We start from the raw sequence: 23,380 nt of genomic DNA on the forward strand, positions 1-23,380 counted from the left end.
ACTTAGTAACAGTCCCGTTCCACAGTATTGCATTGCCTGGACTGACGCTATCGCGGGCAAGCCTTGCTCCCACAGAGGTTGTTGCCATTGCCCATCGCATGTCGTGTACCCCTGTGGGAGCAAGGCTTGCCCGCGATGGCGCCAGTGTTGACTCACTCAGTAATCGAAGAACACCGTCTCGGCATCCGTGCCCTGCAGGATCACGTTCCATTGATACACACCCGACGCATCGGGCTTGCTCACGATCGTGGCGCGACGCTCCTCGGGTACGCAGGCCAGCAGCGGGTCGGTTTCGTTGGCCTGTTCGCCGTCGAAATAGATACGCGTCAGCAAATGCTTGACCAGCCCGCGAGCGAACACCAGCACCACCAGATGCGGTGCCTGGGTCGTACCGTTCAACCCTGGCACAGTGCCCGGCTTGATGGTGGTGAATCGGAAGCGCCCTTCGGCATCCACCGGCACCCGGCCAAAGCCTTCGAAGTGCGGGTCCAGGGGTTTGTCCTGGTCGTCTTCCGGGTGGGCGTATTTACCGGCAGCGTTGGCCTGCCAGACTTCCAGCATCGCGTCGTTGACGAACTGGCCATTGCCGTCGACCACCTGCCCGGTGATCGCCACGCGCTGACCGAGGGTTTGTGCGACGGTCAGGTCTTCGCGGTTCAGCCAGGTCAGGCCGATGTGGTAGTAAGGGCCAACGGTGTGGGACGTGGTGGCGGTGAGCGTCATCTTATTTCTCCATCGGCGTGGCATCGCGGCCGCGCAAGACGATGTCCCAGCGGTAACCGAGGGCGTAGTGAGGGACGGTTTTTTCCAGGTCGAAACTGGCGATCAAGCGTTCCTTGGCGCGGGTGTCCGGCACGCAGTTGTAGATCGGGTCGTATTCCAGCAACGGGTCGCCCGGAAAATACATCTGCGTCACCAGGCGCGTCAGAATGCTCGGCCCGAACAGTGAGAAATGGATGTGCGCCGGGCGCCAGGCATTGTGATGGTTGCCCCACGGATAGGCGCCAGGCTTGATGGTCTGGAACTGATACCAACCGTCGGCGTCGGTGACGGTGCGACCGGTGCCGGTGAAATTCGGGTCCAGTGGCGCGTCATGGTTGTCGCGGTCATGGTTGTAGCGACCGGCGGCGTTGGCCTGCCAGATCTCCACCAGGATGCCCGGCACCGGCTGGCCATGCTCGTCCAGCACGCGCCCGTGAATGATGATCCGCTCCCCCAGCGGCTCGCCGGCATGCTGGGCGGTCAGGTCGTGGTCCTTCTCTTGCACGCGGTCGGCACCGACAGTCGGGCCGGTAATTTCCGACAGCGAATGAGGCAGGAACACCAACGGCTTGGACGGCGAGCGCAGGTTGGTGGACTGGTACGGCGGGTGCAGATACTCCGGCTGGGTGCCCGCTTGGGGGCGACGATAACCAGGCTTGTCAGTCATGCAGCGTTCCTCGGATTCTTATTAGTAGAACGACGCGTCAGACGCGTTCGATCGCCAGCGCCAGCCCTTGGCCGACGCCGACGCACATGGTCGCCAAGCCTTTCTTGCCGCCGGTCTTTTCCAAGTGGTGCAGCGCCGTCATCACCAAGCGCGCCCCGCTCATGCCCAGGGGATGGCCGAGGGCGATGGCTCCGCCGTTCGGGTTGACCTGGGGCGCATCGTCCGCCAGCCCCAAATCGCGCAACACCGCCAGGCCCTGGCTGGCAAAAGCTTCGTTGAGTTCGATCACATCGAAATCCGCAACCGCCAGGCCCAGGCGCTCAATGAGCTTGCGCACCGCCGGCACCGGCCCGACGCCCATCACCCGCGGCGCCACGCCGGCACTGGCCATGCCCAGCACTTTGCCGCGCGGCGTCAGGCCGTGTTTTTTTACCGCTTCGGCCGACGCCAGGATCAGTGCAGCCGCGCCATCGTTGACACCCGAGGCGTTGCCGGCAGTGACGGTTTTGTCGGGACCATTGACCGGTTTGAGTTTGCTCAAGGTTTCCAGCGTGGTATCGGCGCGAGGATGCTCATCCTGCTCGACCACGGTTTCACCTTTCTTGTGGGTGATACGCACCGGAACGATTTCTTCGGCGAAAAAACCTGCCGCCTGGGCCGCTGCCGTGCGCTGTTGGCTGCGCAAGGCGAAAGCGTCCTGGTCGGCGCGGGACACGGCGTAGTCATCAGCCACGTTATCAGCGGTCTGCGGCATCGCGTCCACACCGTACTGGGCTTTCATCAATGGGTTGATGAAACGCCAGCCGATGGTCGTGTCTTCCAGCTTCATGTTGCGGGAAAACGCCGCGTCGGCCTTGCCCATCACAAACGGCGCACGGGACATTGACTCCACCCCACCGGCGATGGCCAGCTCCATCTCACCACTGGCGATGGCACGGAACGCCGTACCGATGGCGTCCATGCCCGAGGCGCAAAGGCGGTTGAGGGTCACGCCGGGAATGCTTTCCGGCAGGCCCGCCAGCAACAGCGCCATGCGCGCCACGTTGCGGTTGTCTTCGCCGGCCTGGTTGGCGCAGCCGAGAAACACTTCGTCCACTGCGCTCCAGTCCACCGATGGGTTGCGCTCCATCAGCGCCTTGATCGGCACGGCCGCCAGGTCGTCGGCGCGCACGGCGGACAAACCGCCGCCAAACCGACCGATGGGGGTTCGAATCGCATCACAGATATAAACGTCGCGCATCAGGCTTCTCCCGGTGTCTGACCGTGGGCCGCCGCAGTACGAGCTTCCAGGTCGCGCAGTGCGCTCAGCTCCAGCTCGGTCGGCTCGGCGGTGGTTTGCACCTGGTCGGCGAAACGGATCGCCCACCCGGTGGCCGCAATGACTTGCTCGCGGGTCACGCCGGGGTGCAGCGCAGTGACCACGAACTCATGGGTGTCGGCTTCCGGTTCCATGATGCACAGGTCGGTGATGATGCCCACGGGACCGGCGCCGGGCAGGCCCAGACGTTTGCGCGAATCGCCGCCTTCACCATGGCCGACCGAAGTGATGAAATCCAGCTTGTCGACAAACGAGCGAGCCGACTGCTTGAGGATGATCAACACGCTCTTGGCCGAACCGGCGATTTCCGGTGCGCCACCGGCACCCGGCAGGCGGACTTTCGGCTGATGGTAGTCGCCCACCACCGTTGTGTTGATGTTGCCGAAACGGTCGACCTGGGCTGCGCCGAGGAAACCGACGTCAATGCGCCCGCCCTGCAGCCAGTAGCGAAAAATCTCACCGGTCGGTACGACGGTATCGGCGGTTTCCGCCAGCTCACCGTCGCCGATGGACAGCGGCAGTACGCTGGGCTTGGCACCGATCGGGCCGGATTCGTAGATCAGCACGACGTCCGGCGACGACGTCAGCCGCGCCAGGTTGGCCGCTTTCGACGGCAGGCCGATGCCAACGAAGCACACGGCATTGTTCTTCAAGCGACGCGCCGCGGCGACGGTCATCATTTCGTTGGTGGAGTAAGTCATGGTTTCACCTGCGAAGCGGCTGCCAGTCTGGCCTGGAATTCACTGAAGTCTTTAGTGCCATGGATGTATTCGTTGATCCATGCGGTAAAGGTCTCACGGTCCCGGGCGATCGGATCCCACGCCTGGTAGAAACGGTTGTCACGCTCGGTGTAGCCGTGGGCGTAGGACGGATGGGCACCACCCGGCACGAGGCACACGGCGCTCAATGCCCAGGTCGGCAGTACGCAAGCGTTCATCGGCGCGTTCAGGTCGTCGACGATTTCTTCCACGGTGACGATGCAACGCTTGGCGGCCAGGGCCGCTTCTTTCTGCACGCCGAGAATGCCCCACAGCAGCACGTTGCCCTTGCGGTCGGCTTTCTGGGCGTGGATCACCGTGATGTCCGGGCGCACCGAAGGTACAGCGGCCAATACTTCACCGGTGAAGGGACAGGTCACGCTCTTGATCAGTGGGTTGACCTTCGGCAGGTCGGAACCGGCGTAGGCCCGCAGCACCGCGAACGGCAGGCCAGAGGCGCCGGCGACGTAGGCGTTGGCCAGGTCGGCGTGGCTGTGTTCCTCGATCTCCAGCGGGTGTGGCCACTGCTTCTCCACGGCATCGCGCAAGCGGTGCAACGACCCGACGCCAGGGTTGCCGCCCCAGGAGAAAATCAACTTGCGAGCACAACCGGCGCCGATCAACTGGTCATAGATCAGGTCAGGTGTCATGCGCACCAGGGTCAGGTCTTTCTTTCCCTGGCGAATGATTTCATGACCCGCCGCCGTAGGGATCAGGTGAGTGAAGCCTTCGAGCGCGACGGTATCGCCGTCGTTGACGAATTGCTTCACCGCGTCGTGCAGCGAAAGGATTTCAGCCATGGGGCAGGCTCCCGTGTTCCAGTAGACCGACATGAAGAAAAAGGCGCGAGGTTAAGCGCCGGAGTGACTGAAGATTAAGCCTGGGGGAAAAGCCAAACAATCCGATAATCGACTGAGTGTTCGTTTATCGAACAGATTGTTGTTTGGCTATCTATATTCGCCAAGCACACGGAGCCCCTGTGGAAGCAGACCCTGTGGGAGCCTGCATGCCCTCAGATTTGTCTTCCACAGGGGTTATGTCGTGGGCTCAGGTCGCATCCGCATGGCTGACCATGCCCTTGATCACCACCGCCGTGGTCGCCAGGGCCGCCGGGATCACCAGGGCGGTCAGGACTTGTTCGAAGTTCCAGCCCAGGCCCAACAGGGTCGCGCCCATCCAGGCGCCGAGGATCGCGCCGAAACGACCGATGCCCAGCATCCACGAGACACCGGTGGCCCTACCCTGGGTCGGGTAGAAACGCGCGGCCAGGGAAGGCATCGCCGATTGCGCACCGTTGACGCACATGCCGGCCACCAGCACCAGGGTGGCGAGCAAAGTGATGTTGCCCAGGCTCTGCCCCACTGCGTAGGCAAACAACCCGGCCATCAGGTAGAAAATGCCGATGACCTTGTGCGGATTGAACCGGTCCATCGCCCAACCCACCCCGACGGCGCTCAACACGCCGCCGAATTGGAACAGCGCACCGATAAACGCTGCCTGCTCCATGCTCGCGCCGCTGTCGCGCATCAGGGTCGGCAGCCAACTGGTCAACAGGTAGACGATCACCAGGCCCATGAAATAGGTCAGCCACAGCAGCAAGGTGCCAGCGCTGTAGGTGCCAGAGAAGATCACCGCCAGCACGTTGCGGGCTTTCACGGTTTTCTGTTCCGGCACACTGAAACTCGCCGCTTGGGCCACCGTGTTCGGTTCGATCGGCGCCAGGGTCTTGCGCACCTTGTCGGTGCCGCGATTGCGCACCACCAGATAACGCGCCGACTCTGGCAGCCAGAACAGCAACACGACCGCCAGGATCAACGGCAGGATCCCGCCAATCAGCAGCAGGCTGTGCCAACCGAACGCCGGTATCAGCTTGGCGGAGATGAACCCGCCGCCGGCCATGCCCAGGTTGAAGCCGCAGAACATGCTGGTCACCAACAGGGATTTCTTGCGTTCCGGGGTGTATTCCGAGAGCAAGGTGGTGGCGTTCGGCATCCCGGCGCCCAATCCCAGACCGGTCAGGAAACGCAGTACCAGCAATTGATCGACGTTGGTGCTGTAGGCCGACGCCAGGCTGAACGCGCCGAACAGCAGGACCGCGCCCACCAGTACGACTTTTCGTCCGAAGCGATCAGCCAGCGGCCCTGAACCCAATGCGCCAAACACCATGCCGATCAGCGCGGCGCTCATCACCGGGCCAAGGCTGGCGCGATCGATACCCCAGTCCTGGGACAGCGCCGGGGCGATGAAGCCCATGGCCGCTGTATCGAGGCCGTCGAGGAAAACAATCAGGAAACAAAGAATCACCACCCGCCACTGGTAGCGCGAAATGGGTTGGGCATTGATGAAGGACTGCACATCGAGGCAGTTGCCTACGGAGGTCTGGGGCTGATTCATTTTATTTTTATTCCACGCGATAAACGCAGGCGAACGATCAGGGACCGGCGAAACACGCCGGATGACGCTGCGCGACATTAATGAGGGCAGGCAAATACCGTCAATTCATCGCCGCCGACTGTGTGCGTTTATCGAACAGCTTAAGTGAACAGCTGCGCGCTCAAGTCGCGGCTGGCCCCCAGCAGGCCTGGCAGGAAACGCTGTTCCAGCTCATTGCGGCTGACCCGCCCGGCATGGGTACTGACGTTGAGCGCGGCCACCACTTGACCGGAAGCGTCATACACCGGCACGGCAATCGAACGCAGGCCCTGTTCCAGTTCCTGGTCGACGATACACCAGCCCTGCTGCCGCACCTGTTGCAGGCATTCAAGCAACGCCTCGGGGGTGTGCAAGGTGCGGCTGGTCTTGGCTTGCAGGTCGGCATGGTCCAGGTAGTCGCGCAACGAAGCATCATCCAGGGCCGCCAGGAGAATCCTGCCCATCGAAGTGCAATAGGCTGGCAGACGCCCTCCGACCGACAGATCGACCGAAATCAGGCGCTGGGTGGTGGCTGATCGAGCGATATAGAGGATGTCGTCGCCTTCGAGCGTCGCCATGTTGCAGGCTTCGTGCAGTTGCTCGCTCATGCGGTCCAGGTACGGCTGGGCAGAAACGGCCAGGGGTGTCGAGGACAGATAGGCGTGCCCCAGGGTCAGCACTTTGGGCAGCAGCGAATAAGTGCGCCCGTCCGTGGTGGCGTAGCCAAGCTTGATCAAGGTATGCAGGCAACGTCTGACGGCGGCGCGAGGGATTTCCGTGCGATGGCTGATCTGGGCGATGGTCAGGTGCCGCTTGCGTTCTTGGAAGGCCTGGACCACGGCCAATCCGCGGGCCAGGGACGTCATGAAATCAGGATCGCCAGTCAGGGCCTGGATCCGCTTGGCCGGCGAGGCGACGATCGGTGGCGCGACTGAGGTGAAAGCATTGCGCAATTGGTCGTTCATGTCTGGTTTTCCCCGGGAATGACGGCTATTACAAGCGGCTGCCCGACGGACAGACAAGGGTCGGACCGTCAACAGTGTTCGATTATCGAACCGGCAACCGATAATCGCAATCCTGCCCGGTGTCATGAGTTCGCCAGCCGTCGAACGCTCGATAACAAGTTGAGCGAGAGCAACAAGCGATTTGACGTGAGGGCGTGGGCGATATTGAACTTGTCGCCTTGAATGGCATCAGGACATCGGCACTAGCAAGCATCTTCTGAAACCTGATTGACACAAGTTTGCACATACAAACATCGTTTCACACAACAACAGGCCCCTTTAAATATTTCCCGATAGTGTTATTCAGCTGGACCGCTATAATGCAATTCAGCGACGGTACGGCCAATCGACCGCTCCCGTACGCAGGCACCTTGGTTAATACCCTGGCGCCCGAAGCACCTTTAGGGTCGCTTCCCCTGTATTGGCAACAACACGAAGCCCTGATGCTACGTCAGCTGTCAGCTCTGGTGCCGTGGCCGTCTGCATGTCTACATGCAGTGCGTATCACCAGATTCAATTTCAATTAATTAGGTACAACTGTGACGAAAGACGAACTGCGCGCGGAACTTGAGCGCCAGGAACAACGTTACAAGGAAGTTTACGGCGGGGAAATCACCACCTACGCCGCGCAGCCTGAACCGGAACGCAAACCCTGGCGTAAGCGCGCCACCGTTCAGGACCAGGCCTTCACCCAGGAACTCCAGAAAATGGAAAAAGAACTCAAAGCCGAAGAGCAGTGACGCTCGGGGCCTGATGTTCTTGTGAGGAGGTCTCCGGCCACCACCCAGGCCGGAAACCACAGCGCACGCCCGCCATGAGCGGGCCGCCATCCGCTCCCGTCCGACGGCCGGGGAAGGCTCATGGCCGACCATCTTTTCAGATATTTCATACAACCGCTCGAAGTGCTCTACAGCGGGCGGCGATCAGGTTCCGGGACGCTTTGCGCCCCTGAATCAAAGGGTTACGCGCCCCACGGAAAACCTCGCGCCAGAGGCATTCCTACAAATTATTTCGTTGAAGAATGTTGCCGACGAGCAGGCAATGCATCGATTGCCATGGTTTTCTGGCATAATCGCGCCCCCTTATGACCGGGTCAGAAAACCTTCATGATCGATTTATTCAGCGGACTGGATGCTTGGGTGCTTGTGAGCCTCTTGCTCGCCCTGGCTTTTGTCCTCGCCTTCGAGTTCATCAACGGCTTTCATGACACCGCTAACGCGGTTGCCACTGTTATCTACACCAAAGCCATGCCGCCTCATCTGGCGGTGTTCTTTTCCGGTGTGTTCAATTTCCTCGGTGTGCTGCTGGGCGGTGTGGGGGTGGCGTACGCCATCGTTCACTTGCTGCCCGTAGAGCTGCTGATCAATGTGAACACCGGACATGGACTGGCCATGGTGTTTTCGCTGCTCGCAGCGGCCATTACCTGGAACCTGGGCACCTGGTACTTCGGTATCCCGGCGTCCAGTTCCCACACGTTGATCGGCTCGATCCTCGGCGTGGGCCTGGCCAACGCGTTGATCAACGATATCCCGTTGGCCGACGGAGTGAACTGGCAGAAGGCGATCGATATCGGCGCCTCCCTGGTGTTCTCGCCCATGGCCGGTTTCCTGATCGCTGCCCTGGTGCTGATCGGCCTGAAATGGTGGCGTCCGCTGTCGAAGATGCACAAGACACCGGAACAGCGCCGCCAGATCGACGACAAGAAACACCCGCCGTTCTGGAACCGCCTGGTACTGGTGATCTCGGCCATGGCCGTCAGCTTTGTCCACGGCTCCAACGATGGCCAGAAAGGCATCGGCCTGATCATGCTGGTACTGATCGGTATCGTGCCTTCGCAGTTCGTACTCGACCTGAGCAGCACCACGTATCAGATCGAGCGGACCCGCGACGCGACCCTGCACCTGAGCCAGTTCTACCAGCGCAACAGCGAATCCCTGGGTGAATTCCTGGCACTGGGCAAGAGCGTGGAAGGCGATCTGCCGGAAAAATTCCGGTGCAACCCGCAGCAGACCGAACCCACCATCGATGCCCTGCTCAACACCCTCAAGGGCGTCGCCGACTACCATTCGCTGCCGTCGGAAAGCCGTATCGAAGTGCGTCGCTACCTGCTCTGCCTGGACGACACGGCGAAGAAGGTCGGCAAGCTGCCAGGCCTGGCCGCCCGTGAGAAAGACGACCTGAACAAGCTGCGCAAGGACCTGACCGGCACCACCGAGTACGCCCCGTTCTGGGTGATCCTGGCGGTCGCCCTGGCACTGGGCCTGGGCACCATGGTCGGCTGGAAGCGTGTGGTACTGACCATCGGCGAGAAGATCGGCAAGCAAGGCATGACCTACGCCCAGGGCATGTCGGCGCAGATCACCACCGCGTGCATGATCGGCATGGCGAACATCTTCAGCCTGCCGGTTTCCACCACCCACGTACTGTCCTCGGGCGTGGCCGGTACCATGGTCGCGAACAAGAGCGGCCTGCAAGGTGGCACCGTGCGCAACATCCTGCTGGCCTGGGTGCTGACCCTGCCAGCCACGGTGGCGCTGTCGGCCGGGCTGTTCTGGCTGGCGTCCAAGGCTCTGGGTAGCTGATTCCAGCGACTCAAAAAAAGGTGCGATCCTTGCGGTTCGCACCTTTTTTTATGCCCTGACGCCAGACACCTGTGGGAGCGGGCTTGCTCACGATGGCGGTGGGTCAGTCAACACATGTATCTACAGACATACCACTATCGCGAGCAAGCTCGCTCCCACAGTTGATTGGGTATCTGGCTGGAGAATCACGAACAAAAAAAAGGGCGACCGAAGTCGCCCAAAATGCCTTGCGTGCTCGTTATAGCCGGAAAGACCTACGGTTTTTTCCGCTTGTGCGCGTCTTTCCAGATGAATAATCCAAAGCCTGCGAAAAACACGACCATGAGGCCGACCGTCAACACCCCGGCAAACACCACATTATCGAAAAACATGACTGGCCTCCTGGTCTTGCCCCTGTTGCGATGGGTTCAAGTTAACCAATCAGGCCTGGATGAAAATTGACTGGGGTCAATAACGCCCGCAACGGGGCGAAAAGGTGGGGAAATAACTGATCTGCATCAATGGATCGAGGGGGTTCAGCGCTTTTTCGGTTTGTTTTTCGACTTTTTCTTGGGCTTGCCCAACGGCATGGCCTGCTCGAAAGCCTGGCGGACTTCATTGAGGCGTTTTTCGTTGAGGTCGTGAACGCGCTTGGCGCGCTCGGCACTGAGGTCGATCAGCTTGTCGTCTTGGCTCATGGCGTGTGGGCATCGTGCAGTGAATTGCGGATGCGCCCATGATGCGGGCTGTTGGCGGAGTTGACCAGCCTGCGTACGTCGGCAAACACCTGGATCAGATCTGGATATCGACCCACAAGCCCTGGCGCGACTCTTCGTCTATCAGCGGCACCACCGGCACGGTGTTGTCGGCGTTGAGTTCGGTCCCCGGTACGGCCAGATGTTCTTCAGGGTCTTCATTGGCCTCGCGGTGGCGCTTGTCGCGCTCCTGCCGGCGACGCTGTTCCTCGCGCAACAGCAGCGCGGCCTCTTCCGGGTCGCGGTTTTGCAGGTCGATGGTGCTTTCGTTGGAGCTTGGCTGCACCGGGACCACGGGCGGTATGTCCGGTCGCTGGCGAACCGGATCCTGTTGAGCGGTGATGGGTACGGCGCTCAAAGGGAGCATGGGTGGCAACATAAAGGTCTCCTGTCTTCAGGTTGTCGGCTGGGAAAGTGGCAGCTTGAACCGCCGGTCTGAAACTTGTGACCCAGTTGGCATTGCAGCGATCCCCAGGGCCGAGCTTGTTTGATCGCTGGGCAAGCTTAAGTTCCGTGCCGTCAGTAACTAATCAGCGTACGTAAATCCTTTGGTCTGAGGGATCCTTCCGTTAAGATAACCGGCTTTTTCAAGGCGGGAGTCAGGCAGCATGGCGCAGCAGTATCAACCGGGGCAACGCTGGATCAGTGACAGCGAAGCCGAGCTGGGTTTAGGCACCGTTCTGGCACAGGACGGCCGCTTGTTGACCGTGCTCTATCCGGCCACTGGCGACACTCGCCAGTACGCGCTACGGAATGCGCCGCTCACCCGTGTACGGTTTTCGCCGGGCGATGTGATCACTCACTTCGAAGGCTGGAAAATGACCGTGCGCGAAGTCGATGACGTCGACGGGTTGCTGGTCTATCACGGCCTCAACGGGCAGAACGAAGTCGTCACCCTGCCGGAAACCCAACTGTCGAACTTTATCCAGTTCCGCCTGGCGAGCGACCGTCTGTTCGCCGGCCAGATCGACCCGTTGGCCTGGTTCTCCCTGCGCTACCACACCCTGGAACACACCAGCCGCCAGTTACAGTCTTCGCTTTGGGGCCTGGGCGGCGTTCGTGCCCAGCCTATCGCCCACCAATTGCACATTGCCCGTGAAGTGGCCGACCGCATTGCGCCGCGGGTATTGCTGGCGGACGAAGTGGGCCTGGGCAAGACCATCGAGGCCGGCCTGGTCATCCACCGTCAACTGCTGTCCGGCCGCGCCAACCGCGTCCTGATCCTGGTGCCGGAAAACCTCCAGCACCAATGGCTGGTGGAAATGCGCCGACGCTTCAACCTGCAGGTCGCGCTGTTCGACGAAGAACGCTTCATCGAAAGTGATGCCAGCAACCCGTTCGAAGACACTCAACTGGCCCTGGTGGCGCTGGAGTGGCTGGTGGACGACGAGAAGGCCCAGGACGCGCTGTTCGCCGCCGGCTGGGACCTGATGGTGGTCGACGAGGCTCATCACCTGGTATGGCACGAAGATCAGGTCAGCCCGCAGTACGCGCTGGTCGAACAACTCGCCGAGACAATCCCGGGCGTGCTGCTGCTGACCGCAACCCCGGAACAACTGGGCCAGGACAGCCACTTTGCTCGTCTGCGCCTGTTGGACCCAAATCGCTTCCACGACCTCAAGGCCTTCCGCGCCGAGAGCGAAAACTATCGCCCGGTGGCCGAAGCCGTGCAGGAGCTGTTGGACAAAGGCCGTCTTTCGCCTGAGGCTCACAAGACCATCCAAGGCTTCCTGGGCAATGAAGGCGAAGCGTTGCTGACCGCGGTCAGTGATGGCGATGTCGAAGCCAGTGCTCGCCTGGTGCGTGAACTGCTGGACCGCCACGGCACCGGCCGCGTGCTGTTTCGCAACACCCGCGCAGCGGTGCAAGGCTTCCCCGAGCGCAAGCTGCACGCCTACCCGCTGCCGTGCCCGGACGAGTACCTCGAGCTGCCCCTGGGCGATCACCCCGAGCTGTACCCGGAAGTCAGCTTCCAGGCCCAGCCGGACGCCAGCGAAGAAGAACGCTGGTGGCGTTTCGACCCGCGGGTCGAGTGGCTGATCGACACCCTGAAGATGCTCAAGCGCACCAAAGTACTGGTGATCTGTGCCCACGCCGAAACCGCCATGGACCTGGAAGACGCCTTGCGCGTGCGCTCCGGTATCCCGGCCACGGTGTTCCACGAAGGCATGAACATTCTGGAGCGCGACCGCGCGGCGGCCTATTTCGCCGACGAAGAGTTCGGTGCCCAGGTGCTGATCTGTTCGGAAATCGGCAGCGAGGGCCGCAACTTCCAGTTCGCCCATCATCTGGTGCTGTTCGATCTGCCAGCGCACCCGGACTTGCTGGAGCAACGCATCGGCCGCCTGGACCGGATCGGCCAGAAGCACACCATCGAGCTGCATGCGCCGTACCTGGAAACCAGCCCGCAAGCGCGGCTGTTCCAGTGGTATCACGAAGCCCTGAATGCCTTCCTCAACACCTGCCCGACTGGCAACGCCTTGCAGCATCAGTTCGGCCCGCGCCTGCTGCCATTGCTGGAAGAAGCCGACGATGGCCAGTGGCAAGCGCTGATCGACGAAGCCCGCACCGAACGCGAGCGCCTGGAGGCCGAGCTGCACACCGGTCGCGACCGTTTGCTGGAGCTCAACTCCGGCGGCGCTGGTGAAGGCGATGCGCTGGTGGAAGCCATTCTCGAGCAGGACGACCAGTTCGCCCTGCCGATCTACATGGAAACCCTGTTCGACGCCTTTGGCATCGACAGCGAGGATCATTCGGAAAACGCGCTGATCCTCAAGCCGAGCGAAAAAATGCTCGACGCCAGCTTCCCGCTGGGCGACGACGAAGGCGTGACCATCACCTACGACCGCAACCAGGCGCTGTCGCGCGAAGACATGCAGTTCATCACCTGGGAGCACCCGATGGTGCAAGGCGGCATGGACCTGGTGCTGTCTGGTTCCATGGGCAACACCGCCGTGGCGCTGATCAAGAACAAGGCCCTCAAACCCGGCACCGTGTTGCTGGAGCTGCTCTACGTCAGTGAAGTAGTGGCCCCACGCTCGCTGCAACTGGGCCGCTACCTGCCGCCGGCCGCCCTGCGCTGCCTGCTGGACGCCAACGGCAACGACCTGGCCGCCCGGGTCTCGTTCGAAACCTTGAACGACCAGCTCGAAAGCGTGCCCCGTGCCAGCGCCAACAAGTTCATCCAGGCCCAGCGCGACCAGCTCACGCCACGGATCAATGCCGGCGAAGAAAAGATCGCCCCGCGTCACGCCGAACGCGTGGCCGAGGCCCAACGTCGCCTGGCCGCCGATACCGACGAGGAACTGGCCCGCCTGACCGCCCTGCAAGCGGTCAACCCGACCGTGCGCGACAGCGAACTGGTAGCCCTGCGCCAACAGCGCGAGCAAGGCCTGGCGATGCTTGAGAAGGCGGCGTTGCGTTTGGAGGCGATTCGGGTGTTGGTGGCGGGCTGAGATTGGCGGGGGGCCCGATATGGGTCCCCGCTGTGGTGGTTTTATCGGGTGTATATCCGTTGCTGCGGTAACGGATATACACACCAAACGAAGCCCCCCTCAAGGACTGTAATACCCCACCGCCACCAGGAAATGCCCAACCTTCTTCAGGTAAGCATGCTTGTCCTCGACCTTGCCAGTCACCGGGTTCTTCCACCGATACTCATACTCCCCCACATCCTGCTTGCCGATCATGGTCAGGATCGGCTCCCCCACCGGTTTGCCATCCGGATCCTTGACCTTGGCAAAATCGGTATTGATCAAGCGCAGGTTGGTGCCATGGCCGACATACCGCCGGGTATCGAGGTCAACGACAAAGACATACAGGTCATCCTGCAGATAACCGCCCTTGAGGGAGTTGACCGCCGTCAGCGTGGCTTTCTCGTTTTTCAGCAGGTCGCTCGAGGCCTTGTCCAGCAACGCCTTGGCCTGTTCGGCGGAAGCCCGTGGCAGGTAGTAGCCGACGGCCAGGATTCGCTCGCCGACACGCTGGAAATACACATGCTTGCGCTCAACCTTGCCGTCCGACCAGTTCTGCCAACGGTACTCGGCTTGCTGGATGCCGCTGGCCTCGGGGGTTTTCAAGGCGTCCTTGAAGGCTTTGCGCAGGTCCGGGCCCAGCACTTCGGACACGTCTCGCCCGATCAGCGCTGAGGAAGGCCCGCCGCTGGCGAGCATCACACCCTGGGTATCCACCACGAATACGTAGCGATCCTTGTCGACGAAATCCCCCTGGCGACTGAAAGCGGCAAAGGCTTTGTCGCCGTTGTCATGGTAATAGGCCAAGGCCTTTTCCAGCAGCGAGCGGGCCGCCTGGCCGTCATCCGGTGTCGCGGCATGAACCGGTGCCAGCCCCAGCACAAGCATTGCGCCCAGCCAGGCCATCCTGTGAAAAAAAACCATATGCGCGCCCCTCGTTCTTGTTGGTGTTTCAAGAGCGTAGACGGCGTGGGGTGATGTTGGAGTATTCAGGGAATTGCTGGGGAGGCCTGGTGCATCAGTGGGTATTGATACTGACTGACAGGACGTCATCGCGAGCAAGCTCGCTCCCACACTGGAGGTGCTTACCCTGTGGGAGCGAGCTTGCTCGCGATAACGGCGGCACATTCAGCATGATGCGCACTGACACGCCACTATCGCGAACAAACGCCAACAGGCTTATTGACTGCGGAGTTGCTGCTGCAAATTCTGGATCTGCGCCTGCAGGGTGTTGATATTACGGGTGACCTGGCCGCGGAAGGCGTCGAACTCGGCGGTGTTGCCGCCCTTGTCCTGCTGGCTCTTGAGCACGATCACATCCTGCTCCAGGCGATCGATAGCCGAGTTGGAGGTGGCTCTTTTCAGGGCGGTGATGTCAGCACCGATGCTCTTGAGCTGAGCATCCAGGGCACCACCCTCGCCTTGGCTTTTCAGGGCGGTAACTTCAGCTACCAGCGTCTTGACCTGGGCTTGGAGCTCCTTGTTGGAAGCTTGCAACTGAGTGTTGGTGTTCTGCTGTTCAGTGGCCTGGGCAATGAGCTGGGCCAGTTCCTTGTCCAAGTCGGCAGACGGACCGAAGGTAGCTTGCTGTTGCTTGTACTGCTCCAGCAGTTTGTTGTCGAATTGCTTGCCCTGATCCTGCAGCTTGCTTTCCAACTGCTTGATCTGCAGTTTCAAGGCCTCACTGTCGCTCATCACGTTGGACTGGCCGGCGACGACCTTGCCGGAAAACTCCTGCAGTCGTCCCGCCGCATCTTCACTGATCCGCGCGAAGCTCTCCTGGGTGGCCACCAGTTGCTGCTCCATCAGGGAAATCTGCTGGAAGCTCCACCAGGCCAGGAAACCGAACGCACACAGCAGCGCGCCGACCAATGCCCACAGCGGCCCGGTGCTGGGCCCCTTGACCTTGACCGCGGCTACGGGCGCCGGGCGCGCTTGCACATGAGGCTGGCGGTTGGGCAGGAAATCATCGTCATCGGGAATGTCGGCCCGCATCCGCAGGCTCGGTACATCATCGAAGTCGTCGTTGGCATCGTTACGCATGGGCATGGTTCAACCTTTGGGAAACCGGTGATGGCTTGATGCGGTGAGTATAACCCCCTCACCCGCCGCACCGATTGACCCCGAACCTGGCACTCGGTTCATGACGGGGCGATCAGCGGGCACTTTGGACCTTCCACCAGGCACAAAATTCATCGAGGGCGGTCCACAGGCTGACCTGCGGATCATAATCGAGATAATGCCGGGCCCGGCTGATGTCCAGGGTGAAATTTTTGTTCATGACCTGCATGCCCAGGCGCGACAGCGTCGGTTCGGGGCGGCCCGGCCACAATTTGCAGAAACCTTCATTCAGGGCCGCGACACTATAAGCCAAGCCGTAGGAACGATAACGCCGGACCTGTGGGACTTCCATCTGGCGCATCACATAATTGACCACATCCCACAGAGGAACCGGTGCCCCATTGCTGATGTTATAGGCCTTGCCCAACGCTGAATCGGTCGCCAGCAGGCTGCTGAGCAGCGCTTCGTTGAGGTTCTGCACGCTGGTGAAATCCACTTTGTTCAGCCCGTTGCCGACAATTGCCAGGCGCCCCTTGCGCTGCATTTTCAACAGCCGCGGAAAAATGCTCATGTCACCGGCGCCGGTCACGAAACGCGGGCGCAGGGCCAGCACTTCGAGGCCGAACTCCTGGGCGCCGAAGACTTTCTGCTCAGCCAGGTACTTGGTGGCGGCGTAAGGGTGCTTGAAGCGCTTGGGCACTTGTTCTTCAGTCAACCCGAGGTGGTCACGCCCGTCGAAGTAGATGGACGGCGAGGACAGATGAACCAGCCGGCGAACCTTTTGCTTGAGGCAGGCCTCAACGACATTTTCCGTGACCTGGACATTGCCCTGGTGGAAATCCTGATAGCGGCCCCAGAGCCCCACGGAGCCGGCGCAATGCACCACGGCTTCGACATCCAGGCACAAATCCCGGGCCAGCAGCGGGTCGTTCAGATCCCCTTGGACAAACTGTGCACCGCGACGCACCAGGTGCTCCACGCTCTCGGCCCGGCGACCGTTGACCCGTACATCCAGGCCTTGCTCCAGGGCGAAACGCGCGAAGCGCCCGCCGATGAAGCCGCTCGCGCCGGTGACCAGAATTTTCATGAATGCTCCTAAGAAATGCGGTTACGAGTCTCGCGCTACAACCTGCAAATTTATCTGTGCGCCGCTTTTACCAGCAGCTTGACGTCTACTGCGCCTCCCAAGGCACCAGCCACTGCCGGGAGGAGCGGATCAACTGTTCGGTCAACAAGCCGAGCAACTGCCCGCCATTGCGCCAATGATGCCAGTACAGCGGCACATCGATCGGTTTATCTGCCAGCAATTCCACCAGCACGCCTCGCTCCAGCTGTTCGCGCACTTGCAGCTCCGGCACGAGCCCCCAGCCCAGCCCGACTTCAGCAAGACGAATGAAACCTTCGGACGAGGGGCACAGATGGTGCTCGAAACCGCCCTCCACGCCCACGGACGCAAGGTAGCGGTGCTGCAGGAAGTCATCCGGGCCAAACACCAATGCCGGCGTATGGGCCAGTTGATCGGCCCGTACCCCGTCGGGGAAATGCCGGGCAATGAACGCCGGGCTGGCCAGCGCCCGGTAGCGCATCGCTCCCAGCAACACGCTGCGGGCGCCCGCCACCGGACGTTCGCTGGCGCAGACACACGCCGCCACTTCACCGGCGCGCATGCGCTTGAGGCCAACGGTCTGGTCCTCCACCACCAGGTCGAGCAACAGGTGATGCTCGGCGCAGAAATCGCCCACGGCTGCCGCCCACCAGGTTGCCAGGCTGTCGGCGTTCAAGGCGATGCGCAAACGTTCCGGCAGACCCTCTTCATCCAGGGCCGGCACCAGGCTTTGCAGGTCGCGCTCAAGCAGGCGCACCTGTTGCACATGATTGAGCAGCCGTCGGCCGATCTCCGTGGGTGCCGGCGGCGTGGCACGTACCAGCACGGGCTGGCCGATGCGCGCTTCCAACAGTTTGATCCGTTGGGAAATGGCCGATTGCGATAAACCCAACACCTGGGCCGCGCGTTCGAAACCGGCCTGCTCGACCACGGCAGCCAGGGCAGAAAGCAATTTGTAGTCGAACATCAGTTTTCCTAATGAGCAATCAGCAGGATTGGTTTTTCTTATACAACCCTTCCCCGGAGAATGGCCAGCATTCGTACACAAACCGGGGATCAAACCTATGTGGCAAAGTTATATGAACGGCCTGCTGGTAGCCCTTGGGCTGATCATGGCCATCGGCGCCCAGAACGCATTTGTGCTGGCCCAGAGCCTGCGCCGCGAACATCATCTGCCCGTGGCGGCGCTGTGCGTCACATTCGATGCGCTGCTGGTCGCCGCCGGGGTTTTCGGCTTGGCGACATTGCTGGCCCAGAGTCCGTTGCTGCTGTCGATAGCCCGCTGGGGCGGTGCGGCTTTCCTGCTCTGGTACGGCAGCCTGGCACTGCGCCGGGCCTGCTCGAAGCAAAGCCTGCAACAGGGGGGAAACCAGGCCGTGCGCTCGCTGCGGGCGGTGCTGCTCAGCGCCCTGGCGGTGACGCTGCTCAACCCCCACGTCTACCTCGACACCGTGCTGCTGATCGGCTCCCTCGGTGCCCAGCAGAGCGTGCCCGGCGCCTATGTCGTGGGCGCGGCCAGTGCCTCGCTGCTGTGGTTCTTCACCCTGGCCTTCGGCGCTGCGTGGCTGGCACCCTGGCTCGCTCGCCCAAGCACCTGGCGGATCCTCGACCTGCTCGTGGCGACGATGATGTTTACCGTGGCGGTGCAATTGATCGTGAACGGCTGATTATTCCAAACCGCTCTGGAACCTCTATTCCACACAGTTGTTGCGTGGTTATGCCGCACCCCCGGTGCTATGATCCGACTCCTGCGCCGCAAAGAGTACAAACTCCCCGGCGCTAGTCTGGCCGCCCGTGATCGGCCTTGCGCTCACCGCAACTGACCTGATTAGGAGAATCACCATGGCTTTCGAATTGCCGCCGCTGCCCTATCCACACGATGCACTGCAGCCGCACATCTCCAAAGAGACTCTGGAATACCACCACGACAAGCACCACAACACCTATGTCGTGAACCTGAACAACCTGGTGCCTGGCACCGAGTTCGAAGGCAAGACCCTGGAAGAAATCGTCAAGACTTCCTCGGGCGGTATCTTCAACAACGCCGCTCAGGTCTGGAACCACACCTTCTACTGGAACTGCCTGGCGCCAAACGCCGGCGGTCAACCAACCGGCGCGCTGGCTGAAGCCATCAACAAGGCCTTCGGTTCATTCGACAAGTTCAAGGAAGAATTCAGCAAGACGTCCATCGGCACCTTCGGTTCCGGCTGGGGCTGGCTGGTGAAAAAGGCTGACGGTTCCCTGGCCCTGGCCAGCACCATCGGCGCCGGCAACCCGCTGACCAGCGGCGACACCCCGCTGCTGACCTGCGACGTGTGGGAACACGCCTACTACATCGACTACCGCAACGTTCGTCCGAAATACGTCGAAGCGTTCTGGAACCTGGTCAACTGGAAATTCGTCGCCGAGCAGTTCGAAGGCAAAGCCTTCACCGCCTAAGCGTCGATGCCAGACAAGAAAACCCGGCGTCGTGCCGGGTTTTTTTTGCCGGGCAAAAATGACCGCAGGCAAAATACCTCGGGTCTGGAACCCAAGAAAAAATCCCTGGAGGCCTCAAGTTGCGGCCCCTTCCAACCGACACAATGGTCGTAGAGCAATCACTCTGGAAAAAACGTACATCGGTGAGGTTTCAAGCGAAAACCCTTGTGTTTGATTGTCCCTTTGACTGACATCACAGGATTGCCAATACTCATGGCAACTTGACGCTACCCGCACGGAACAAGGAACCACTCTTTGAAGCTGGAACTCAAGAACAGCTTGTCTGTGAAGTTGCTCCGGGTCGTGCTCCTCTCGGCATTGATCGTTGGCATGGTCTTGAGCTGCGCCCAGATCGTGTACGATGCCTACAAAACCAACCAGGCCGTCGCCAGTGACGCCCAGCGGATCCTCGACATGTTCCGTGATCCTTCGACCCAGGCCGTCTACAGCCTGGACCGGGAGATGGGCATGCAAGTGATCGAGGGCCTGTTCCAGGACGAAGCCGTACGCATGGCTTCCATCGGCCATCCACGCGAAACCATGCTCGCCGAAAAAACCCGGCCCTTGCAGCACTCCGAAAGCCGCTGGCTGACCGACCTGATCCTGGGCAAGGAGCGCACCTTTACCACGCAACTGGTGGGACGCGGCCCCTATAGCGAATATTACGGCGACCTGAGCATTACCCTCGACACCGCCACCTACGGCGAAGGCTTCATCGTCAACTCGGTGATCATTTTCATTTCCGGGATGCTGCGAGCCCTGGCCATGGGCCTGGTGCTGTACCTGGTCTATCACTGGCTGCTGACCAAACCATTGTCGCGGATCATCCAGCACCTGACCGAAATCAACCCCGATCGCCCCAGCGAGCACAAAATCCCGCAGTTGCGCGGTCACGAACAAAACGAGCTGGGCCTGTGGATCAATACGGCCAACCAACTGCTCGAATCCATCGAGCGCAACACGCACCTGCGCCACGAAGCGGAAAACAGCCTGCTGCGCATGGCCCAGTACGACTTCCTCACCGGCCTGCCCAACCGCCAGCAGCTGCAACAGCAACTGGACAAGATCCTGGTGGACGCCGGGCGCCTGCAACGCCGGGTGGCGGTGCTGTGTGTGGGGCTGGATGACTTCAAGGGCATCAACGAACAGTTCAGCTATCAGACCGGCGACCAGTTGCTGCTGGCCCTGGCCGACCGACTGCGGGCCCACAGCGGTCGGCTCGGCGCACTGGCGCGGCTGGGGGGCGACCAGTTCGCCCTGGTCCAGGCCGACATCGAACAGCCTTACGAGGCCGCCGAACTGGCCCAGAGCATCCTCGATGACCTGGAAGCGCCGTTCGCCATCGACGATCAACAAATCCGCCTGCGGGCCACCATCGGCATCACCCTCTTCCCCGAAGACGGCGACAGCACCGAGAAACTGTTGCAGAAAGCCGAGCAGACCATGACCCTGGCCAAGAGCCGCTCGCGCAATCGCTACCAGTTCTACATCGCCAGCGTCGACAGCGAGATGCGCCGCCGTCGCGAACTGGAGAAAGACTTGCGCGAGGCCCTGGCCCGCGAGCAGTTCACCCTGGTGTACCAGCCGCAGATCAGCTACCGCGACCTGCGGGTGGTGGGCACCGAAGCCCTGATCCGCTGGCACCATCCCGAGCACGGCCTGGTGCCGCCGGATCTGTTCATTCCCCTGGCCGAGCAGAACGGCACCATTATCGCCATCGGTGAATGGGTGCTGGACCAGGCTTGCAGGCAATTGCGCGAATGGCACGACCAGGGCTTCCTCGACCTGCGCATGGCGGTCAACCTGTCGACGGTGCAACTGCACCACGCCGAACTGCCGCGGGTGGTGAACAATCTCCTGCAAATGTACCGGCTGCCGCCGCGCAGCCTGGAACTGGAAGTTACCGAGACAGGCCTGATGGAAGACATCACCACCGCTGCCCAGCATTTGCTGAGCCTGCGCCGCTCCGGGGCGCTGATTGCCATCGATGACTTCGGGACCGGCTATTCGTCCCTGAGCTACCTCAAGAGCCTGCCGCTGGACAAGATCAAGATCGACAAGAGCTTCGTCCAGGACCTGCTCGACGACGAGGACGATGCAACCATCGTCCGGGCCATCATCCAGTTGGGCAAGAGCCTGGGGATGCAGGTCATTGCCGAAGGCGTCGAGACGGTCGAACAGGAAGCCTACATCATCGCCGAGGGCTGCCACGAAGGTCAGGGGTATTACTACAGCAAACCGCTGCCGGCACGGGAATTGGGCCTTTACCTGAAGCAGGCCGAGCGCAGCAAGGTTTCCATCATCTGATTTCTCCCCCCGGCGCCAAGCCTTTGTAGGAGCTGGCGAAGCTGCGATCTTCGGTTTGTTCGCCTGGGATTCAAGCGTCAGTGAAAAGATCGCAGCCTCGCTTCGCTCGGCAGCTCCTACAGACGCTACCGAAGGCGGCAATCTCCCATCATTAAATAAGAAATATTTACACCTGCAACCCTTTACACATAATGCAAATCTTTCGCATTATGTCGCAGTTTCGCGCACCTCGCGCCTGTCCCATCCATCATCGAAGCAGGATTTGCCATGATTCGTATGCCCCTGGCTACTGCCAGTCTGCTGGCTATCGCTATTTCCCTCGCCGGTTGCGGCGAAGGCAAAGACAAGGCCGCCGCGCCGCAAGCGCCAACGCCTGCCGCCAGCACCGCGGCACCGGTCGCCCCTGCTGCCGCCGGCAAAATCGACGAAGCTGCCGCCAAGGCCGTTGTCGCGCACTATGCCGACATCGTCTATGCCGTCTACAGCGATGCCGAATCCACGGCAAAAACCCTGCAAACCGCCGTCGACGCGTTCCTGGCCAAGCCGAACGCCGAGACCCTGAAGGCCGCCCGGACTGCCTGGGTCGCCGCACGCGTGCCTTACCTGCAAAGCGAAGTGTTCCGCTTCGGCAACACCATCATCGACGACTGGGAAGGCCAGGTGAACGCCTGGCCCCTGGACGAGGGCCTGATCGACTACGTCGACAAATCCTACGAGCACGCCTTGGGTAACCCGGGCGCCACCGCCAACATCATCGCCAACACCGAAGTCCAGGTCGGCGAAGACAAGGTCGATGTGAAGGACATCACCCCGGAAAAACTCGCCAGCCTCAATGAGCTGGGCGGTTCCGAGGCCAACGTCGCCACCGGCTACCACGCCATCGAATTCCTGCTGTGGGGCCAGGACCTCAACGGCACCGGCCCTGGCGCGGGTAACCGCCCGGCGTCGGACTACCTGCAAGGCGCTGGCGCCACCGGCGGTCACAACGACCGTCGTCGTGCCTACCTCAAGTCCGTGACCCAATTGCTGGTCAACGACCTCGAAGAGATGGTCGGCAACTGGAAGCCGAACGTGTCTGACAACTACCGCGCCACCCTGGAAGCCGAGCCCGCCGAAAGCGGCCTGCGCAAGATGCTGTTCGGCATGGGCAGCCTGTCCCTGGGGGAACTGGCGGGCGAACGCATGAAAGTGTCCCTGGAAGCCAACTCGCCAGAAGACGAGCAGGATTGCTTCAGCGACAACACCCATAACTCGCATTTCTACGATGCCAAGGGTGTACGTAACGTGTACCTGGGCGAATACACCCGCGTCGACGGCACCAAGATGACCGGCGCGAGCCTGTCGTCCCTGGTCGCCAAGGCCGATCCGACCGCGGACACCGCGCTCAAGGCCGACCTGGCCGACACCGAGGCCAAGATCCAGGTCATGGTCGATCACGCCAACAAAGGTGAGCACTACGACCAACTGATCGCCGCCGGCAACACCGCGGGCAACCAGATCGTGCGCGACGCCATCGCCGCACTGGTCAAGCAGACCGGTTCGATCGAACAGGCTGCGGGCAAACTGGGCATCAGCGACCTGAACCCGGACAACGCTGATCACGAGTTCTGATCAACGCCGGCTGGCTGACGGTTAACGCAGCCAGCCAAGCCACAAACCTGTGGGAGCGAGCCTGCTCGCGATTGGGGGCTATCAGTCGACATTCATGTTGGCCGGTCT

Annotated in this window: 21 protein-coding genes; 7 read left to right on the top strand and 14 right to left on the bottom strand. The window is 61.3% G+C overall.

The window, feature by feature from the left end; translation table 11 throughout:
* Positions 1-156: 156 nt before the first annotated feature.
* The 7 genes from pcaG to pcaR form a co-directional block, all read right to left on the bottom strand.
* Complete coding sequence (pcaG, locus tag AB4O22_RS19880) at positions 157-723, bottom strand: protocatechuate 3,4-dioxygenase subunit alpha (protein ID WP_013692452.1); 567 nt, start codon at positions 721-723, stop codon at positions 157-159.
* Between the two features lies 1 nt (position 724).
* Positions 725-1,429, bottom strand: a complete 705-nt coding sequence (gene pcaH / locus AB4O22_RS19885) for a protocatechuate 3,4-dioxygenase subunit beta (RefSeq protein WP_003198643.1) — start codon at positions 1,427-1,429, stop codon at positions 725-727.
* Between the two features lie 37 nt (positions 1,430-1,466).
* Positions 1,467-2,672 (bottom strand): 3-oxoadipyl-CoA thiolase, encoded by a 1,206-nt coding sequence (gene pcaF / locus AB4O22_RS19890; RefSeq protein WP_172681394.1) that lies wholly within the window; start codon positions 2,670-2,672, stop codon positions 1,467-1,469.
* On the bottom strand, positions 2,669-3,448 hold the full coding sequence (locus tag AB4O22_RS19895) for a CoA-transferase subunit beta (RefSeq protein ID WP_003198639.1): 780 nt from the start codon (positions 3,446-3,448) through the stop codon (positions 2,669-2,671). Before AB4O22_RS19895 ends, pcaF begins: the two co-directional genes overlap by 4 nt.
* Entirely contained in the window at positions 3,445-4,305 is an 861-nt protein-coding gene (locus AB4O22_RS19900; RefSeq protein ID WP_003198638.1) for a CoA transferase subunit A, read from the bottom strand. The genes AB4O22_RS19895 and AB4O22_RS19900 overlap by 4 nt, the downstream gene beginning before the upstream one ends.
* A gap of 247 nt (positions 4,306-4,552) precedes the next feature.
* On the bottom strand, positions 4,553-5,899 hold the full coding sequence (locus tag AB4O22_RS19905) for a 4-hydroxybenzoate transporter PcaK (RefSeq protein WP_003198637.1): 1,347 nt from the start codon (positions 5,897-5,899) through the stop codon (positions 4,553-4,555).
* Between the two features lie 140 nt (positions 5,900-6,039).
* On the bottom strand, positions 6,040-6,882 hold the full coding sequence (gene pcaR / locus AB4O22_RS19910; protein WP_003184507.1) for a pca regulon transcriptional regulator PcaR: 843 nt from the start codon (positions 6,880-6,882) through the stop codon (positions 6,040-6,042).
* A gap of 578 nt (positions 6,883-7,460) precedes the next feature.
* On the opposite strand from pcaR, the gene AB4O22_RS19915 reads away from it, so the two are divergent.
* On the top strand, positions 7,461-7,661 hold the full coding sequence (locus AB4O22_RS19915) for a hypothetical protein (RefSeq protein WP_003198635.1): 201 nt from the start codon (positions 7,461-7,463) through the stop codon (positions 7,659-7,661).
* Between the two features lie 366 nt (positions 7,662-8,027).
* Positions 8,028-9,503, top strand: coding sequence for an inorganic phosphate transporter (locus AB4O22_RS19920; protein WP_003198633.1), 1,476 nt, complete (start codon positions 8,028-8,030; stop codon positions 9,501-9,503).
* Positions 9,504-9,757: 254 nt separating this feature from the next.
* Here the strand turns inward: AB4O22_RS19920 and ccoM are convergent, their stop codons facing one another.
* The 3 genes from ccoM to AB4O22_RS19935 all read right to left on the bottom strand — a co-directional run bounded on the left by ccoM (position 9,758) and on the right by AB4O22_RS19935 (position 10,616).
* Positions 9,758-9,874, bottom strand: a complete 117-nt coding sequence (ccoM, locus tag AB4O22_RS19925; protein ID WP_014336959.1) for a cytochrome c oxidase subunit CcoM — start codon at positions 9,872-9,874, stop codon at positions 9,758-9,760.
* Positions 9,875-10,018: 144 nt separating this feature from the next.
* Positions 10,019-10,180 (bottom strand): hypothetical protein, encoded by a 162-nt coding sequence (locus AB4O22_RS19930; RefSeq protein WP_003198631.1) that lies wholly within the window; start codon positions 10,178-10,180, stop codon positions 10,019-10,021.
* Between the two features lie 94 nt (positions 10,181-10,274).
* Positions 10,275-10,616 carry a hypothetical protein gene (locus AB4O22_RS19935; protein ID WP_003198629.1) on the bottom strand — a complete coding sequence of 114 codons (342 nt, stop codon included), beginning with the start codon at positions 10,614-10,616 and terminating at the stop codon, positions 10,275-10,277.
* A gap of 229 nt (positions 10,617-10,845) precedes the next feature.
* Here AB4O22_RS19935 and rapA point away from each other — a divergent pair, with 229 nt between their 5' ends.
* Positions 10,846-13,692, top strand: coding sequence for an RNA polymerase-associated protein RapA (gene rapA, locus AB4O22_RS19940; protein WP_057449677.1), 2,847 nt, complete (start codon positions 10,846-10,848; stop codon positions 13,690-13,692).
* 99 nt (positions 13,693-13,791) lie between these two features.
* Here rapA and AB4O22_RS19945 read toward each other — a convergent pair whose 3' ends face one another.
* From AB4O22_RS19945 to AB4O22_RS19960, 4 genes are all read right to left on the bottom strand, one after another.
* On the bottom strand, positions 13,792-14,634 hold the full coding sequence (locus AB4O22_RS19945; RefSeq protein ID WP_223472029.1) for a cache domain-containing protein: 843 nt from the start codon (positions 14,632-14,634) through the stop codon (positions 13,792-13,794).
* A 255-nt stretch (positions 14,635-14,889) separates the two neighbouring features.
* A complete protein-coding gene (locus AB4O22_RS19950) occupies positions 14,890-15,759 on the bottom strand; it encodes an ATPase (protein WP_223472028.1) in 870 nt (289 codons plus the stop codon).
* A 106-nt stretch (positions 15,760-15,865) separates the two neighbouring features.
* The gene (locus AB4O22_RS19955; RefSeq protein WP_223472027.1) at positions 15,866-16,858 is read right to left on the bottom strand and encodes an NAD-dependent epimerase/dehydratase family protein; all 993 of its coding nucleotides are present in this window, start codon (positions 16,856-16,858) and stop codon (positions 15,866-15,868) included.
* Positions 16,859-16,943: 85 nt separating this feature from the next.
* On the bottom strand, positions 16,944-17,843 hold the full coding sequence (locus AB4O22_RS19960) for a LysR family transcriptional regulator ArgP (RefSeq protein ID WP_003198619.1): 900 nt from the start codon (positions 17,841-17,843) through the stop codon (positions 16,944-16,946).
* Positions 17,844-17,940: 97 nt separating this feature from the next.
* Between AB4O22_RS19960 and AB4O22_RS19965 the strand changes: the two genes are divergently transcribed.
* The 4 genes from AB4O22_RS19965 to AB4O22_RS19980 all read left to right on the top strand — a co-directional run bounded on the left by AB4O22_RS19965 (position 17,941) and on the right by AB4O22_RS19980 (position 23,272).
* A complete protein-coding gene (locus AB4O22_RS19965) occupies positions 17,941-18,543 on the top strand; it encodes a LysE/ArgO family amino acid transporter (RefSeq protein WP_003198617.1) in 603 nt (200 codons plus the stop codon).
* A 175-nt stretch (positions 18,544-18,718) separates the two neighbouring features.
* Positions 18,719-19,315 carry a superoxide dismutase gene (locus AB4O22_RS19970; RefSeq protein WP_003198616.1) on the top strand — a complete coding sequence of 199 codons (597 nt, stop codon included), beginning with the start codon at positions 18,719-18,721 and terminating at the stop codon, positions 19,313-19,315.
* Positions 19,316-19,609: 294 nt separating this feature from the next.
* Positions 19,610-21,661, top strand: coding sequence for a putative bifunctional diguanylate cyclase/phosphodiesterase (locus tag AB4O22_RS19975; RefSeq protein ID WP_003198614.1), 2,052 nt, complete (start codon positions 19,610-19,612; stop codon positions 21,659-21,661).
* Positions 21,662-21,928: 267 nt separating this feature from the next.
* On the top strand, positions 21,929-23,272 hold the full coding sequence (locus AB4O22_RS19980; protein WP_460097020.1) for an imelysin family protein: 1,344 nt from the start codon (positions 21,929-21,931) through the stop codon (positions 23,270-23,272).
* The last annotated feature ends 108 nt before the right edge of the window (positions 23,273-23,380 follow it).

The sequence above is a fragment of the Pseudomonas sp. S3_B11 genome (genome assembly GCF_054667715.1).

Excerpts from the sequence above, each read along its gene's own strand:
- pcaG (WP_013692452.1), bottom strand. The coding sequence starts at position 723 with ATGACGCTCACCGCCACCACGTCCCACACCGTTGGCCCTTACTACCAC.
- pcaH (WP_003198643.1), bottom strand. The coding sequence starts at position 1,429 with ATGACTGACAAGCCTGGTTATCGTCGCCCCCAAGCGGGCACCCAGCCG.
- AB4O22_RS19895 (WP_003198639.1), bottom strand. The coding sequence starts at position 3,448 with ATGACTTACTCCACCAACGAAATGATGACCGTCGCCGCGGCGCGTCGC.
- AB4O22_RS19900 (WP_003198638.1), bottom strand. The coding sequence starts at position 4,305 with ATGGCTGAAATCCTTTCGCTGCACGACGCGGTGAAGCAATTCGTCAAC.
- AB4O22_RS19905 (WP_003198637.1), bottom strand. The coding sequence starts at position 5,899 with ATGAATCAGCCCCAGACCTCCGTAGGCAACTGCCTCGATGTGCAGTCC.
- pcaR (WP_003184507.1), bottom strand. The coding sequence starts at position 6,882 with ATGAACGACCAATTGCGCAATGCTTTCACCTCAGTCGCGCCACCGATC.
- AB4O22_RS19920 (WP_003198633.1), top strand. The coding sequence starts at position 8,028 with ATGATCGATTTATTCAGCGGACTGGATGCTTGGGTGCTTGTGAGCCTC.
- ccoM (WP_014336959.1), bottom strand. The coding sequence starts at position 9,874 with ATGTTTTTCGATAATGTGGTGTTTGCCGGGGTGTTGACGGTCGGCCTC.
- AB4O22_RS19930 (WP_003198631.1), bottom strand. The coding sequence starts at position 10,180 with ATGAGCCAAGACGACAAGCTGATCGACCTCAGTGCCGAGCGCGCCAAG.
- AB4O22_RS19935 (WP_003198629.1), bottom strand. The coding sequence starts at position 10,616 with ATGTTGCCACCCATGCTCCCTTTGAGCGCCGTACCCATCACCGCTCAA.
- rapA (WP_057449677.1), top strand. The coding sequence starts at position 10,846 with ATGGCGCAGCAGTATCAACCGGGGCAACGCTGGATCAGTGACAGCGAA.
- AB4O22_RS19945 (WP_223472029.1), bottom strand. The coding sequence starts at position 14,634 with ATGGTTTTTTTTCACAGGATGGCCTGGCTGGGCGCAATGCTTGTGCTG.
- AB4O22_RS19950 (WP_223472028.1), bottom strand. The coding sequence starts at position 15,759 with ATGCCCATGCGTAACGATGCCAACGACGACTTCGATGATGTACCGAGC.
- AB4O22_RS19955 (WP_223472027.1), bottom strand. The coding sequence starts at position 16,858 with ATGAAAATTCTGGTCACCGGCGCGAGCGGCTTCATCGGCGGGCGCTTC.
- AB4O22_RS19960 (WP_003198619.1), bottom strand. The coding sequence starts at position 17,843 with ATGTTCGACTACAAATTGCTTTCTGCCCTGGCTGCCGTGGTCGAGCAG.
- AB4O22_RS19965 (WP_003198617.1), top strand. The coding sequence starts at position 17,941 with ATGTGGCAAAGTTATATGAACGGCCTGCTGGTAGCCCTTGGGCTGATC.
- AB4O22_RS19970 (WP_003198616.1), top strand. The coding sequence starts at position 18,719 with ATGGCTTTCGAATTGCCGCCGCTGCCCTATCCACACGATGCACTGCAG.
- AB4O22_RS19980 (WP_460097020.1), top strand. The coding sequence starts at position 21,929 with ATGATTCGTATGCCCCTGGCTACTGCCAGTCTGCTGGCTATCGCTATT.